Annotated in this window: 16 protein-coding genes; 7 read left to right on the forward strand and 9 right to left on the reverse strand. The window is 45.6% G+C overall.

Annotation, left to right across the window (positions count from 1 at the left end):
* Positions 1–251 precede the first annotated feature (251 nt).
* A complete protein-coding gene (locus tag RA156_RS04345; RefSeq protein ID WP_306643128.1) occupies positions 252–623 on the forward strand; it encodes a diacylglycerol kinase in 372 nt (123 codons plus the stop codon).
* Here RA156_RS04345 and RA156_RS04350 read toward each other — a convergent pair whose 3' ends face one another.
* Genes RA156_RS04350 through RA156_RS04360 form a run of 3 tightly spaced genes read right to left on the reverse strand, consistent with a single transcriptional unit; the run spans position 624 to position 3,383 of the window.
* Positions 624–1,280, reverse strand: a complete 657-nt coding sequence (locus RA156_RS04350) for an ABC transporter ATP-binding protein (protein WP_306643130.1) — start codon at positions 1,278–1,280, stop codon at positions 624–626.
* Positions 1,280–2,269, reverse strand: a complete 990-nt coding sequence (locus RA156_RS04355) for a FecCD family ABC transporter permease (RefSeq protein WP_306643132.1) — start codon at positions 2,267–2,269, stop codon at positions 1,280–1,282. The genes RA156_RS04350 and RA156_RS04355 overlap by 1 nt, the downstream gene beginning before the upstream one ends.
* A complete protein-coding gene (locus RA156_RS04360) occupies positions 2,262–3,383 on the reverse strand; it encodes an ABC transporter substrate-binding protein (RefSeq protein ID WP_306643133.1) in 1,122 nt (373 codons plus the stop codon). Before RA156_RS04360 ends, RA156_RS04355 begins: the two co-directional genes overlap by 8 nt.
* 46 nt (positions 3,384–3,429) lie before the next feature.
* On the opposite strand from RA156_RS04360, the gene RA156_RS04365 reads away from it, so the two are divergent.
* The gene (locus tag RA156_RS04365; protein ID WP_306643135.1) at positions 3,430–3,660 is read left to right on the forward strand and encodes a hypothetical protein; all 231 of its coding nucleotides are present in this window, start codon (positions 3,430–3,432) and stop codon (positions 3,658–3,660) included.
* A 19-nt stretch (positions 3,661–3,679) separates the two neighbouring features.
* On the opposite strand, the gene RA156_RS04370 is transcribed toward RA156_RS04365, so the two are convergent.
* Positions 3,680–4,426: an ion transporter gene (locus RA156_RS04370; RefSeq protein WP_306643137.1), complete on the reverse strand. Its 747-nt coding sequence runs from the start codon at positions 4,424–4,426 to the stop codon at positions 3,680–3,682.
* A 117-nt stretch (positions 4,427–4,543) separates the two neighbouring features.
* Between RA156_RS04370 and RA156_RS04375 the strand changes: the two genes are divergently transcribed.
* Complete coding sequence (locus RA156_RS04375) at positions 4,544–6,187, forward strand: acyl-CoA carboxylase subunit beta (RefSeq protein WP_306643138.1); 1,644 nt, start codon at positions 4,544–4,546, stop codon at positions 6,185–6,187.
* A gap of 15 nt (positions 6,188–6,202) precedes the next feature.
* On the forward strand, positions 6,203–6,751 hold the full coding sequence (locus RA156_RS04380; protein WP_306643139.1) for a hypothetical protein: 549 nt from the start codon (positions 6,203–6,205) through the stop codon (positions 6,749–6,751).
* On the opposite strand, the gene RA156_RS04385 is transcribed toward RA156_RS04380, so the two are convergent.
* Both RA156_RS04385 and RA156_RS04390 read right to left on the reverse strand, forming a co-directional pair.
* The gene (locus RA156_RS04385) at positions 6,748–7,587 is read right to left on the reverse strand and encodes a hypothetical protein (protein ID WP_306643140.1); all 840 of its coding nucleotides are present in this window, start codon (positions 7,585–7,587) and stop codon (positions 6,748–6,750) included. The two genes, RA156_RS04380 and RA156_RS04385, sit on opposite strands and share 4 nt — an antisense overlap.
* Entirely contained in the window at positions 7,584–8,555 is a 972-nt protein-coding gene (locus RA156_RS04390) for an alpha/beta hydrolase (RefSeq protein ID WP_306643142.1), read from the reverse strand. Before RA156_RS04390 ends, RA156_RS04385 begins: the two co-directional genes overlap by 4 nt.
* 36 nt (positions 8,556–8,591) lie before the next feature.
* On the opposite strand from RA156_RS04390, the gene RA156_RS04395 reads away from it, so the two are divergent.
* From RA156_RS04395 to RA156_RS04405, 3 genes are read left to right on the forward strand one after another with little or no spacing between them, the layout of a single operon-like run.
* Positions 8,592–8,987, forward strand: coding sequence for a DUF7793 family protein (locus RA156_RS04395; protein ID WP_306643144.1), 396 nt, complete (start codon positions 8,592–8,594; stop codon positions 8,985–8,987).
* A complete protein-coding gene (locus RA156_RS04400; RefSeq protein ID WP_306643146.1) occupies positions 8,971–10,674 on the forward strand; it encodes a sensor histidine kinase in 1,704 nt (567 codons plus the stop codon). The genes RA156_RS04395 and RA156_RS04400 overlap by 17 nt, the downstream gene beginning before the upstream one ends.
* Positions 10,664–11,035: a response regulator gene (locus RA156_RS04405; RefSeq protein WP_306643148.1), complete on the forward strand. Its 372-nt coding sequence runs from the start codon at positions 10,664–10,666 to the stop codon at positions 11,033–11,035. The genes RA156_RS04400 and RA156_RS04405 overlap by 11 nt, the downstream gene beginning before the upstream one ends.
* On the opposite strand, the gene RA156_RS04410 is transcribed toward RA156_RS04405, so the two are convergent.
* From RA156_RS04410 to RA156_RS04420, 3 genes are read right to left on the reverse strand one after another with little or no spacing between them, the layout of a single operon-like run.
* The gene (locus RA156_RS04410; protein ID WP_306643150.1) at positions 11,028–11,654 is read right to left on the reverse strand and encodes a peroxiredoxin-like family protein; all 627 of its coding nucleotides are present in this window, start codon (positions 11,652–11,654) and stop codon (positions 11,028–11,030) included. The two genes, RA156_RS04405 and RA156_RS04410, sit on opposite strands and share 8 nt — an antisense overlap.
* Positions 11,655–11,657: 3 nt before the next feature.
* On the reverse strand, positions 11,658–12,365 hold the full coding sequence (locus RA156_RS04415; protein WP_306643152.1) for a response regulator transcription factor: 708 nt from the start codon (positions 12,363–12,365) through the stop codon (positions 11,658–11,660).
* A complete protein-coding gene (locus tag RA156_RS04420) occupies positions 12,362–13,903 on the reverse strand; it encodes a sensor histidine kinase (RefSeq protein WP_306643153.1) in 1,542 nt (513 codons plus the stop codon). The genes RA156_RS04415 and RA156_RS04420 overlap by 4 nt, the downstream gene beginning before the upstream one ends.
* Positions 13,904–14,003: the final 100 nt, after the last annotated feature.

The raw sequence follows: 14,003 nt of genomic DNA on the forward strand, positions 1-14,003 counted from the left end.
ACTGATAGTCAAGCGAGTTGTTCACAAAGATTGTGGAATGCCTTCTGCGAAGGAGGCTTATGGCTTATGGCCTAAGGCTTATGGATCTTTTACCGTGGAATGTGGAATGTGGAATGTGGAACGCGGAACGCGGATTGCGGTTATTGGTCTTTGGTTATTAGTTGTTGGTCTTTGGTTCCTAGTTATCGTTTATAGATTATCGTTTATCGATTCTAGACCCTCGTCTCTCGTCTAGTTCGTACCTTTATATCATGTCCAACAAAAAATTTAGTTTGCGTGATCGTCTGAAGAGCTTTTCTCATGCTTTTCGCGGGATCAACAGTGCATTGCTGTCTGAACATAATATGTGGATACACATGATTGCGGCAGTGGTGGTGATTTTCCTTGGACTGTTCTTTAACGTTACCAAGACGGAATGGCTGATTTTGTTGCTGTGTATTGGAGTGGTGCTGGCGGCGGAGCTATTTAATACAGCCATAGAAGAGTTAGCGAATGCCATTACGCAAGAACAGAACGAGAGGATAGGTAGGGCGAAGGATGTTGCGGCTGGTGCAGTACTGGTTGTGGCGATCACAGCAGCTGTTGTTGGGGTTTTGGTATTGCTGCCTTACTTCATGAAGTAGTTACCAATCTGGCGTGTCTTTGCGCTCACTCACTTTACCTTGCTCGAACAACCAAATACGATCGGCTCCCTTTTCGCGCAACATGGCGATGTCGTGGGTGGCTACAATGATGAGCTTATTTTTTGAACGCAGATCGCTCACCAATTCCCACCACTCTTTGCGACTTGGGTAATCAAGGAATGCTGTTGGCTCGTCCATCAGGATGATCGGAGTATCCTGCATGAGGGCGCGGGCAATCATTGTCTTTTGTTGTTCGCCGTCTGAGATTTCATCAACCCGTTGTGTCGCCACTTTCTCTAGTCTAAAGGTCGATAGAAGAGAGACGACCTTTTCGTGATTGGGCTCAATCTTTTCTGGGTAGGCACCAAGTGCTATGACTTCTTGAACGGTGAGGCCGGTCCATTCAGGGGCACTGGTTTGTACGATGGAAATGAACTGGGCTCTCTGTTTCGCGTTGATGCGGAGGATGTCGTCTTTGTTCCAAGTTATTTTTCCGCTAACCGCGGGAATTAAACCACCTACTGTCTTGAGGAAGGTACTTTTTCCAGTACCGTTTCGACCGATTACCGCCACGATTTCGCCAGCCTCGGCCTCGAGATCAATCTGATCAATTAGGGCTTTCTTGTATCCGATATGTAGCGCTTGAACTTCGAGCATCAGAAAACTCTCCTTCCTTTAAGAATGATCGCAATAACAACTGGGGCTCCCATGAATGAAGTCACGGCGTTTAACGGCAAGGCTCCTTCTGCTCCTGGCAGTCGGGCAATGAGGTCGCATCCTAGGCCTATGATCATTCCTGATATGGCTACCGCCGGAATCAAAACTGCGTGTTTTCCAGATTTCCAGAATCCTCTCGCTAAGTGCGGAACGGCCAAGCCGATAAACGCGATAGGTCCACAGTAAGCTGTAACGATACTGGTGATGATTCCAGTCAAAAGCAACACACCAATCCTGAACTGACGGTGGTTGAGTCCCATTGATCTAGCGTATGATTCTCCGAGTGACCACAAATCTAATTTCCGCGCTAGCGAAAAAGCCCAGAAGAACCCAGCAATAACAACAACGGACAGCACGCTTATTTCGCTCCACTTCATATCTGAGAAGGAGCCCATGCCCCAAAAGACAAACGAGCGCAATGCCTCTTTGCTACTGCCGAATTGAAGTAGGATGACAGCTGCAGAAACCATGTAGCCTACCATGAGGCCAAAGATCAAAAGGGTCACCGGTCGTTGCACTCGAAGTGCAAATAGCAGAATGATCAAAAGGATGACCATAGAACCGAAGAAGGCACCTAGGACAATCCCAATGGCTGCTAAAGCGCCACCAGTGAGTAGTACGACAAGTGCCACTCCCAAGCTTGCTCCAGAAGTGATCCCAAGTACTGAAGGACCGGCCAAGGGGTTCTGAAAGAAGCGTTGCATGAGCAGTCCGCAGATGGCTAAACCACTTCCTGCAAGTGATGCCGTAATAGCTCTGGGTAGTCTGCTTTCGACAACGATAAGGCGGGTAGTTTCAGAGACTTTTTGACCGAACAACGCTGAAATCACCTCACCTAGAGGTAAGCGCACAGAGCCGAACATCACTTCTAATAAGAAGAAGGTGATGGCGAGTAAAATGGGAAAGAGCCATTTGAGAGCTTTACTCAAGTTCAACAGGTTGGAAGTACCGCGCGGTGTGCTGCGGCTTCAATTCAGGATGCAAGATAGCAATGAGGTCTTGTAGAATGGCCTGGGGCTCAACAATCGCATCTCCGAAGTAATCCGTTTTGGCCGCGTTGCAGTAGAAAACTTGTCCTTTTTCGAACACGGGTAATGACGCATATCGGGGGTCATCTTCTCGAATAGACTCGAGGGTAATGCCTTCTTCACGGTAAGACACTTTGCCCCAATAATCAGCCAGCATCGCTCGTTCCAGCAACACTTCGAAATCAAGTTTCAGATTCGTTCGTTCTTGGTGGTCACTGAATAAGTACGAACCACCGGCATCATGAATGAACTGCGCAATGAAACTTTGTCCGGAAGGAGCAAACCAAACCCCACCGTCGTTCGAGCCAGTAAACACAGATGGTCGATTCTGGACATTTGCAGCCAGTTCTTTCGCTGCGTTGTAGCTTGCTTCTATTTCAGCAAAAGCGGCATTGGCTTGTTCTTCTTGACCAATCAACCAGCCAGCTGCTTTGATCCATTCCGCGCGACCTAAAGGATGAATTTCTAGGTATTCTGAGAAAGGAACGACTACGATACCCAATTCTTCGAATTGTTCGTACCCTTCTCCACCGTAAGGGTAAGTAATGAGCACATCAGGCGAGAGGTCTACCATTTGCTCAAAATCAATGTTCTTTTCTCCAGAAATGTCACGCATGCGTCCATCTTCAAGCCGCGCGTTGACTTCTTGATTCTTCACCCAGCTGGCATAAGCCGTTCCCAACACTTGATCAAGTTGCTGCAGTTTCCAGAAGTAGGCTAGATGGGTTGTTGATAGAGTAGTAATGGTTGCGCTATCGCGGAATAGGTAGTGATCAACCTCGAGCAAGGTGTCAGGTGGAGTACCCTTGCACACACGACAAGAAAGTGAGGTCTCTTCTCCTTCAAGCGTATAAGTCTCAAGACAAGACATGCCGTGAAAATCAACAATAGCAAATCCTTCGGCATAGGAAGTCTCGGTAAAAGAAACCGGCTCTGGCTGCTCAGGTTGACTTGGTGTTTCGGCGCATCCGATGAGCAACAAAACACAAAACGAAAAGAGAAGAGTTCTTAACATGCCGCAAATGTAGGATATGTGGCTCGTCCAGTTGTACATTGACGCCATGGATCCAAAGCAGAAACAGAAAGTCTATCGCAAGACCATCATCCCGATGGTCATTGGAGTTTTCATGATTATTCCCGCATTGATAGCTGAAGACGCTTTCACATTCTTCATATTAGCATGGTTCGGAGGGTTCTTAGTCTTGTCTAGAGCCATCACTCTTTACAAGTTTCAAGCTTATCTAAAAGCTCAAGAATCTGAACCAGACGTCTTAGACAATATTGATGAGTAAAGAGATTCTACTCTCATTCTCATTCTGATTCTCCTTCTTCCTTTAAATGTTCCTCCTGCTCCAGCATCCGCGCCTTAGACAAGGCGGAGGCTAAGAGTCCGGCGGGAACGGTCACGATCCCTAGACCCATCAAGAGGATGAAAAATGTAAAGACCTTTCCACCAGTAGTGATGGGGTAAACATCTCCATACCCAACGGTAGTTAAGGTGATGACAGACCACCATAGGCTGTGAAAGACAGAGGCAAAAGCCTCCGGTTGCGCTTCTTTTTCGAAGTAGTAAATACCAGAAGCTGAAAGAAAAATCATAATGCAAGTCACAACCAAGAATAGCACAGTCTCTTCTCGAACAATGGTATAGGCAATATGGAATCGGCGGAGGGCTCTGTTGTAGCGAACCAACTTCAACGCCCGGAAGATGCGGATGACACGGAAAGCTCTGAGCGCGCGCAGGTCAACTACCATACGCAAGTAGAAAGGCAGAATGGCCAAGAGGTCAATGATTCCGTAAAAGCTAAAGATGTACTTGAGCGGATTCTTCGCTACGAAGATGCGAAGAGCGTATTCTATGGTGAAGACCACAACACAGAACAACTCAATCAGTTCCAGTCGCTCTTCATTTTCTGGGGAGAGGTCTGGGAGTGTCTCTAAAGCAAAAGCAATTAGCGAAACGAAGATCAGGATCTGAATGATCCAGTCGAAGATCTTACCGTAGCGTGAAGTATTGTCTTCAACGATAGGACGAAGTCGCAGTTTGAGGCTGTTCATAGGCGAACAAAGATAACCGTTCGGTGGTTGAGCACTATATACCAGCAAAGGTGGACTTGATTCTCAATTCTCGCTTATTGATTCTCGATTCGGTTACCTTTGCGACAAAGCTTATACATGAAGATCAAGGAAGACCTCACATTCAATAAGAACGACGATCAAATGCGCATGCTTCTTTCTGATTTGCGCCGTAAACTCACTGCTGTATACAAAGGTGGTGGGGAAAAGAAGATCGCCAAGCAACACGCCAAGGGTAAAATGACTGCGCGTGAACGTGTTGACTACTTATTGGATGATGATCAACCTCGTATCGAAATTGGTGCATTGGCTGCTGAAGGCATGTATCAAGAACACGGTGGTTGTCCGAGCGCAGGAGTGGTTGTTGAGATTGGATACGTGCGAGGAAGGCAAGTGATGGTTGTGGCGAATGATGCCACCGTAAAGGCTGGAGCTTGGTTCCCAATGACTGGAAAGAAGAACTTACGCGCTCAGGAAATCGCCATCGAGAATCGCATACCGATCATCTACCTCGTAGATAGTGCAGGAGTGTTCTTGCCAATGCAAGACGAAATCTTCCCTGATAAAGAGCATTTCGGACGCATCTTCCGTAACAACGCGGTGATGTCTTCAATGGGGATTCCTCAAATTTCAGCGATCATGGGTTCATGTGTTGCTGGAGGGGCTTACCTACCGATTATGAGCGACGAAGCGCTCATCGTCAATAAAACAGGGACTATCTTCTTAGCCGGTTCATACCTCGTGAAGGCCGCTATTGGCGAAGACATCGACAATGAAACGCTTGGTGGTGCAACGACTCACAATGAGATTTCAGGAGTAACAGACTACAAAGCAGAAGACGATAAGGATGCGTTAGACACGATCAAAGATCTTATTGATAAGATCGGACGTGTCAATCAAGATGCCGGATTCAGTCGTATTGAGGCGATTGAGCCGAAAGTAGACCCGAAGAAGGTCTATGGAATTCTTCCGGCTGAACGCAGCAAGCCTTACGATACAAAGCAACTAATTCGTTGTATCGTAGATGATTCAAAATTCACAGAGTACAAGGCAGGGATCGGTAAAACCATTGTTTGTGCTTACGCACGCATTGATGGATGGAGTGTAGGTATTGTTGCCAACCAGCGCGAGCTTGTACAATCGAAAACACAAGGGATGCAGTTTGGAGGAGTGATCTACAGCGATAGTGCTGATAAGGCTGCTCGATTCATTATGAACTGTAACCAGAAGAACATCCCATTGGTGTTCTTGCAAGATGTGACAGGCTTCATGGTAGGCTCTCGCTCAGAGCATGGAGGTATCATCAAAGATGGTGCGAAAATGGTGAACGCTATGGCCAATAGCACCGTACCTAAGTTTACCGTGGTTGTCGGAAATAGCTATGGAGCAGGAAACTACGCGATGTGTGGGAAGGCTTATGACCCACGCTTAATTGTTGCATGGCCAACAGCACAAATCGCGGTGATGGGAGGTGCTCAAGCAGCGAAGGTGTTGCTTCAGATCGAAATGGCTTCCATGAAAGCGAAAGGAGAAGAAATCTCAGAAGAAAAAGAAAAAGAGCTCTTTGACAAGATCAAAGGTCGCTATGATGAGCAGACATCTCCTTACTATGCTGCAAGTCGCCTTTGGGTTGATGCCATCATTGATCCGGCAGATACGAGAAAGGTGATTTCCATGGGAATTGAGGCGGCTTCAGGGGCTCCAGCAGAAAAGCCGTACAATGTAGGTGTTCTCCAAACCTGATGGTATCTTTGCACGATGGTAGAGCAAGACAAGAATCAAGAAAAGCTCATTGCTAAAATCGGCAAAGAGCTTCTTTCCAAGGATGATAAAACCGTGATTGCGGCCTTGAAAAAGACCGAGAAGCACGGGGATGCTGCGCATGTTCGTCCGCTCATGACAGCTTTCATGCACCGTGAAGACGGTAAGCTGAAAGACCAGCTACGTGAAGTGTTGTCTACTTTGAAAATCAGCGAAGCTTCGGATATCTACATGGAGGCGTTAGAGGAGGAAGAGTACAAGAGTATCCAAGGTGATATCATGTTTTTCTCTTGGAACGCAGGGTTTCAGCCTGTGGATAGCATTGATCTGATTGCTCGTGTTGCTTTGGAAGGAGACTACATGACAGGAGTGGAAGGATTGACCTTGCTAGAAAGCATGGCGGGACCTCTAGACGAAGAGAGCCTCACCGAAGCATTGATCTACGTCCGCGAATTCATGTTGAAGCACAAAGACGAAGGACACCCGAGTTACGAAATTGCGATTGCGATTTATGGCATCTTAAGCCAACATGAGCGCGAGAGCTAAAAGCTCAACAGCTCATTCCGATAATCGATGATGATGCTGCCAAGTTGGTAGAGTGCATTACCTCCCAATGCTCCACTGATTGACTCCCCCATGAAGTGAGTCGACATGACCTCGAAGTTCACATCTTCACGACGTGTGAAAGCAACATTTTGTACCCGCTTGTTTCCAATGAAAAGGCTTGGTACAATGATTACATCTGCATCATATTGAGCATCTCCTAAGGGGATCATGGTCCATTCGGGATGATGCGAGACCCAATAATCGAAGATGGAAGCATTGATGAATGATGTTGCCACAAGCTGACCTCCAAATAGCTCTGCCGCCTCTGGTGAACAGTTCAATTGTGCTCCAGTATCCAGGAGTAACGGAATAGAGTCTTCTTCAACCACAATCGTCAAGGAAGGCAGGTGGTGGAGGTGCCTTCCATTTTCTGACTTGAAGGTTAGGGGAAGTGAGTTCTCGAACACTCTCTCTTCTGGTTCGAAAACTATTCGTTCGTCGTCGTAATCAATGAGCCATGTGCGATCACCAAACCAGCCACGACCAAGCATGGCATCGTCTTCTGTTTGGCTTCGTTCTCTTAGAATTGGATTTTGCGGCAGTGGAATTTCATGGATATCTAAAAGGGCACTGAAAGTCTGATAGTGTTGTCGATCGAGTTTTTTCTTGCCCTTGTTGTGAAGGTATTCTACTCCTCCGGTATCGAGATAGATATGGAAAATGTGTTCGTCTTGCTCCAGCACTAACCACATCAGATTGTTCTCAAAATGAACCGGTAGTTCTTTTGGAGAAGGACTGCATAGGAATAAAGCGAAGACAAACGCGAGTATTCTCATGGGGTACAGAATTCCCAGTCTCCATATTTGCAATCGGCACTTTCTCTCACTTCGTGTTCTATGAAATGCTCATCGTTCTGCACGCGTGTGATGAAGTCTAGAATGTCTTGGATATCATTCTCTATCGGTTTAGAAGCGATGGAGTGTTTTGCGCCACAATGCGTGACCAAACGAACGGTCTGGTCAAGCGCTTCCATTCGTTGGAAAATGGAGTAGCTGCCATGAAGCATCAATGCGCCCACTGTTTTTTCAGGACAGTAGTGGTGCGTATCCGATCCGTATGGAACTAAAGGGTCACAACTTCCATGGTAAAGCAAGGTGGGGATGGCATTTTCTTTCGTTACTAGTGAAGTGTCAATCATGGCACCAGCAAATGCCAAAAGTCCTTTGATTTCAGTTTTGTCTTCGGCGGCGTATTCAGATCTGCTTTTATAGCCATATGGGGCATGTAGAACCACTTCTGCTCCTGCACTGCTTCCGGCGATGTAGAGGCTGCTTAAGTCAAGGTTCAGATCATCTTTCAGGTATTTAATGGCCATTGAGAGATCGGCAGAAACAGAGTCAAAGGCTTTCATCTTATTCTCGCTGGGTTGATCACAATGGAAGGATTGCCCCTTGAGGTAGAGGAAGTAGTCCATGTTCACAACGCGTATCCCATTCCGCGCTAGCGAGTCACAGAAATGCTCAATATTATCTTCTTTTCTAGTGCCGGTGAAGAATCCACCACCATGGATGAAAATAACCGTGGGTTTAAGGTCATTGGAATCAGTCGGCTCATATACATCTAGGTACATATCGGCTTCCTTGCGTATGAAGTAGAGATGGTTACTGACGCTCACAGAGTCGTTATAAACCGGAGTCCATGTGTCCTCACTCTCGTTGATAGTAGCAGAGGAAGTGGCGATACCATCAGAACAAGCCAAGAAAGAAACGATCAAGGATGCTGCACAAATTGTCAATGCTCTCATAATTCTGTTAAATTTAGAACGAGTTAATCATTGGCCATGAGAGAGAGGGACTTTAATAACGAATATTCGTTGGATATTCTTGCCAACGGTGTGGTACATATTGTTTTCAAAGATGGATCAAGCATGCACGGTGAAGATGTGAATTTGCTCCATGAACGCTATAAAGAAGTAAATCCTGGGCATAAAGTAAAGGTGCTTTCAGATATCCGAGGACTTCGTTCAGTGGATATGAAAACGCGAAAATTTGTTTCTGATCCAATCGCTGAAGAACTTGTTGAGTCATTGGCGATCATTGTTAGTAACAGCGTAAGCAGAGTTATAGGAAGCTTCATCCTAGGACTGAATAAACCGAAATTTCCTGTGAAGTTGGTAGCAGATGAGGAGCAAGGATTTAAATTCCTAAATGTTCATTCTCATGAATCAGTCAAGTGAACAATTAGCACCAGGTCTTCAGAGCATTCTTGACCAGCTCATTTGTATTGCTCAAGGGCAAGACGATTGCCGTGTAGAGATAACAGGAGAGGATGAAACGCTTGATGCAATTACCGTTGGGCTCAATATGCTCACCGAAGAATTGACCAAAAGAGATGAAAGCATTCGGGATCAGAATAGACTTTTTGAAACGATGCTTGAGGCGGTTGCGGAGAGCATTGTATTGGTTGAAACTGACGGTTTTACCTTGTTGGTTGCGAACCAAGCCTACGAGAAAAGATTTGACAAAAAAGTTGATAATACGGCCACTGGAAGTGTGGAAGGACGCACTTTAATGGACGCGGCTAGGCTCGTAGGGTATCAAGAAGAAAAGATAAATTTCTTCAATGAATGGATTTTGGAAACCATTCGAACTAGGAAACGAATCAACCGACTTGAAGAAGATGAGTTTGAGTCTGGAATGCGTTATTTCAGTTCGTCTATCACACCAATTGTAGAAGGGGATCATGTCAAGTATTTGGCGTATGTATCTCGTGAAATCACAGAAGAAGTAGAAAGTTCTTTTAAGCTATCGATCTCTGAAAGTCGCTTGAAACAGGCCCAGCGCATTTCTAACGTCGGCCACTTCAACTTTTCGTTGCTCGATCAAAGCCTAAGCTGGTCAGATCAGTTAAAACGTATTTTTGAGTTACCTGAAGGGCAAGATCCTACTTATGAGTTCTTCTTGAAATCAATTGCGCCTGAGCATCAAGAGCTCATGAATAACGTCATTGGTAATGCCATTCAAAACGGGGAGAACTTTGAGGTACCTCACCGCATGGTCACCCCAAGCGGTGAATCAAAATACTTGCTTTGCTCCGGTGAGGCTGTTCAAGAGAATGGACAAACCATCGCCATCATGGGAGTTGCTCATGAGGTAACGAAGGATGTATTAGCTAAACAACGTATCGAACAACAAAAGATCGCGCTAGAAGAATCCAATAGAAAGCTCTCAACGGCGAATAACCGCCTGGAGGAGTTAGCCTATATCGCCTCGCACGATTTGAAAGCGCCACTTTTGAATTTCAACGCCTTGCTTGAAATGCTGGAAGGTCAAGAAGAACTTGGTGAGTTCAGCAAGACCTTGATTGCGAAAATGAAGCAGTCAGCAGGGGGGATGAATCAAACGATTCAAGGACTTAATACGGTGCTCGAGAATTTCCAACAGCAAGAGGAAGCCGAAGTTTGTGATATCCCATCCATTATTGATCAAGTTCAGCTGTCGATCGGTAGCCTTATCGAGCGCGAGAGTGCACAGATCAATGTTTCCGCGCTAGCGATAGAAAAAACACGATTCAACAAACAACGACTGGAAAGTATCGTGCAAAACCTCGTAGGCAATTCACTGAAGTACAGACAAGAAGATTTAGCGCCTGCTATCAATATTTCAAGTTATACCAAAGATGATGAGGTGGTGCTGGAAGTAGCAGACAACGGCATCGGTATAGATCTCGAAATCAATGGAGACCGGATGTTTGGCTTATTCAAACGTTTCCACACGCATGTGGAAGGAAGAGGAATAGGCTTACACATGATCAACAGCTTCGTAGCAGATGCCGGCGGACATATAGAAGTAGAAAGCGAAGTGAACAAAGGCACCACTTTTAAGGTACACTTAGGACCAGAATCAATTGCTCATGAAGCTTAGAATACTCATTGTAGAAGACGACGAAGTCAGTGCATTCGTTTCAAAGACGGTAGTCGAGCAGTCAGGGTATTGCGATTCTCCTGTCATTGTTGACAATGGTCAAGCCGCACTGGATTATCTCATTGCCAATGACGTTGATTTAATTCTATTGGATATCTCCATGCCTGTGCTTGATGGTTTCCAATTTATGGATTTGAAAAAGGCAAAATATCCGAAGCTTGAAGTGCCCGTAGTGATGCTTTCTAGTTCTGACAGAGAACAAGAGCAAGTACGCATGAAAAGCTACCCGGAGATTTTGGACTACAGCATGAAGCCTTTGAAAAAAGACTTTCTGTCATCTGTGGTAAATCGCCTTAATTGATAGACTCCAGCGCTTTTAAGATATCGTTGACCGGTGGACGTTGGCGGTAATCGTAATTGAAGTATCTCCACGTCACCTTCCCGCTTTTTGAAATCACGAATACCGCAGGTACAGGAAGTTGAACATCTTCTTGATTATTCACTTCTGCGAGATCTGTGCGAAGCATCACCTTGATCTTCTTGGTGTATCGCTTGGTGACTCTAAACAACAAATCGTAGTCGGTGAGAACACTACTTCCATCTGCCGAAAGCACGTTGAAGTTCAAATCGTTTTCAGCCATCATTGATTCAGCATATTCTCCAATTTCAGGAGTGACCGCAATCACTTGTGCACCAGCAGCTGAAATATGTGAAAGGCTATCATTCAATGCTGACATGTACTTGTTGCAGTACGGACACCACTCCCCTCGATAGAATACAAGAACGACTGGTCCTTCTTTAAGCTTTTCAGAAAGTGTTACTTCTTCCTTGCCATTCGAGAGTGTGAAATCTGGAGCGTAAGCCCCTGTAGCCAATCCCTCTGGAACAGTGTATAGGGTGTCAATACCAACTGAATTCAAATCTTGTGAGTGAACGCTGAGCGTCAGAGCCAAGAAAAAGCTAAAGAACACGTATTTCATGTGTCAAATATCGTCACTTAAAAAGAGACGGTATCCTTCACTGTGGATGTTTTCAATCTGGATCCTTGGATCTTCATGCAGGTGTTTACGCAATCGTGCGATGTACACGTCCATGCTGCGCTTGGTGAAGTAGTTCTCTTCTCCCCAGATTTTATTTAGGGCCTCCGAACGAGAAGTTACTCCTCCTAGGTACTGATTGAGTAAGACAAATAACTCGTGCTCTTTCGGGGTGAGTCGAACTTCATTGTCACCGTGTTGAAGTCTTCTTCGTGTGGTGTCATAATGGAAGCTTCCGAGCTCAAACTCGCTAGGAGGGGCCTTTTCAGCCACCTTTTCGTTCGTGCCTCCGCGCAACAAAGCTTTCACCTTCCAGAGCAAAAGTTCTGAATCAAAGGGCTTACAGAGGTAATCGTTGGCGCCAATTTGAAAGCCTTTGATTTGATCCTCTTTCATGTTTCTAGCGGTGAGGAAAATCAGCGGGACATGCGCATCTCGTTCACGGATATCTTCTGCCAATTCGAATCCATCTTTCTCAGGCATCATGACGTCAAGGATACATATGTCAAATTTCTCACGGCGAAAATGACTGAGGCCAACGTATCCGTTTTCGCACAGATCAACCTCATAACCAGCGAGTTCGAGATAATTCTTGAGTACGCTTCCAAAATTTGGCTCGTCTTCTACCAGCAATATTTTACCCGAGGTTGTCATTTCGCTGGAAGTTGGATGGTTACAGTCGTTCCTTGATCTTTCAAACTCTCTAAATGAATGCTTCCTCGGTGTTTTTCAATGACACCTTTGGCGTAGCTCAAACCCAGTCCGAAGCCTTTTACGTCATGGCGATACCCGGTCGTTGCTCGATAGAAGGCGTCAAAGGCGTGTTCCTTGGTGTATTTATCCATACCGATACCATCATCGGCAATTTCTATGTTCACCCACTGTTGGTCTTGCTTTACATCGAAAATCACTTGAGGCGCCCCTTTTGAATACTTCTTCGCATTGTCTATGACATTCATAATCGCATTGCGTAGATGCATGGAATCCACTTTCAGGTTCAATGCTTCCAACTCAATTGCTGAGCCGTAGGTCGCCCCTTCAATTTGACTGAAAGTGAATCGACTTTGTTGGTCAATCTCTTCGATAAATGCCTTGAGGTCCACTTCTTCGAAGCTCATTTGAAGGTCATCATGCTCAGATTGTGCAGCTTCGAGAACGCGTTCTATCTGAAGTTGAAGCCGTTCATTCTCGGCCTTGATGATATCTGTAAGTTGATGAAGTTGGGCTTGATTTCCAATGACTTCCGGGTGACGAATACTGTCAGTAGCTAATGATATCGTTGCCAAAGGTGTCTTGAATTCGTGCGTCATGTTATTCACGAAATCGCTTTTCATCCGCGATAGTCGTTTCTGACGTAGAATGGTTCGAACCGCAAAGACCATGGTCAAACAAAGGACTAGCAAGAGGGCTACGGAAAAGAGCAGAAGTCCTGTCATTCTCGACCAGAGGAGGCTTGAGTGGCCTGATACAGATAGTTCGAGTTCATAAGGCAGCGGACGTAAAGATGAGGTGTAGAGCGGAACAGTGGTAGAAGCGGAGGCATCAGCCAAGAGGTCTTTAGTGAGCACCGTATCTTTCTGTTCAACTTGAGTGATGTGGTATCCGTGGTCAAGCTCTAATCCTGCATTCGAAAGCTCCTCGGCAATCAGTTCGCTGGTAGCTGCTGAGTCAAAGAGCATTTCAAATGGAGTAAAAGAGTTCATCTCTTCTTCAATAAGCTCAATGACGATGTTGCTAAACGCGGAACTATGCTCTTCATCGATGAAGGCATAGGTAGTGTCTTTCAAGACCTGACGGTATTCATTGACTTCCGTGATCTGAACGCCATCTTGGATGTAATTGATGGAACGAAACTGATCACCATCACCAGATGAAATGACGGTAACCTCCATGTTCTGAGAATCGGGGAGTTGCCAGATCATTGAATCGCTCACAAAAACCATTTCTTGATCAGAACTGGCCTCATGAATCATGTATCGAATTTCACTTCGGGTTTCCTCAGAAACCAGCTGTTCCACCCGCAAGCGATCCATCTTGTGTGAAATCTCTTGGGCAAGTTCATCAAGCTGTTTTTTGAAACCTGATTCTTCGACTTGCCAAGCATTATAAAGCCAATAAGCCTGCATACCCGCGATGCTTAATATCGAGAGTACCATGGCGGTAATAAGGAGTCTGAATTTTAGTTGGCTCACAAGACAAAGATACCGCTAGAATAGGGTGTTTTCGTGACTTTAACCTTTCTTTAACCCTCGTTAGCAGCCTTTTAACCCATCTTCGTTCAACGAGCACGTA

This window comes from Sanyastnella coralliicola (genome assembly GCF_030845195.1).
Lineage (GTDB): Bacteria > Bacteroidota > Bacteroidia > Flavobacteriales_D > Sanyastnellaceae > Sanyastnella > Sanyastnella coralliicola.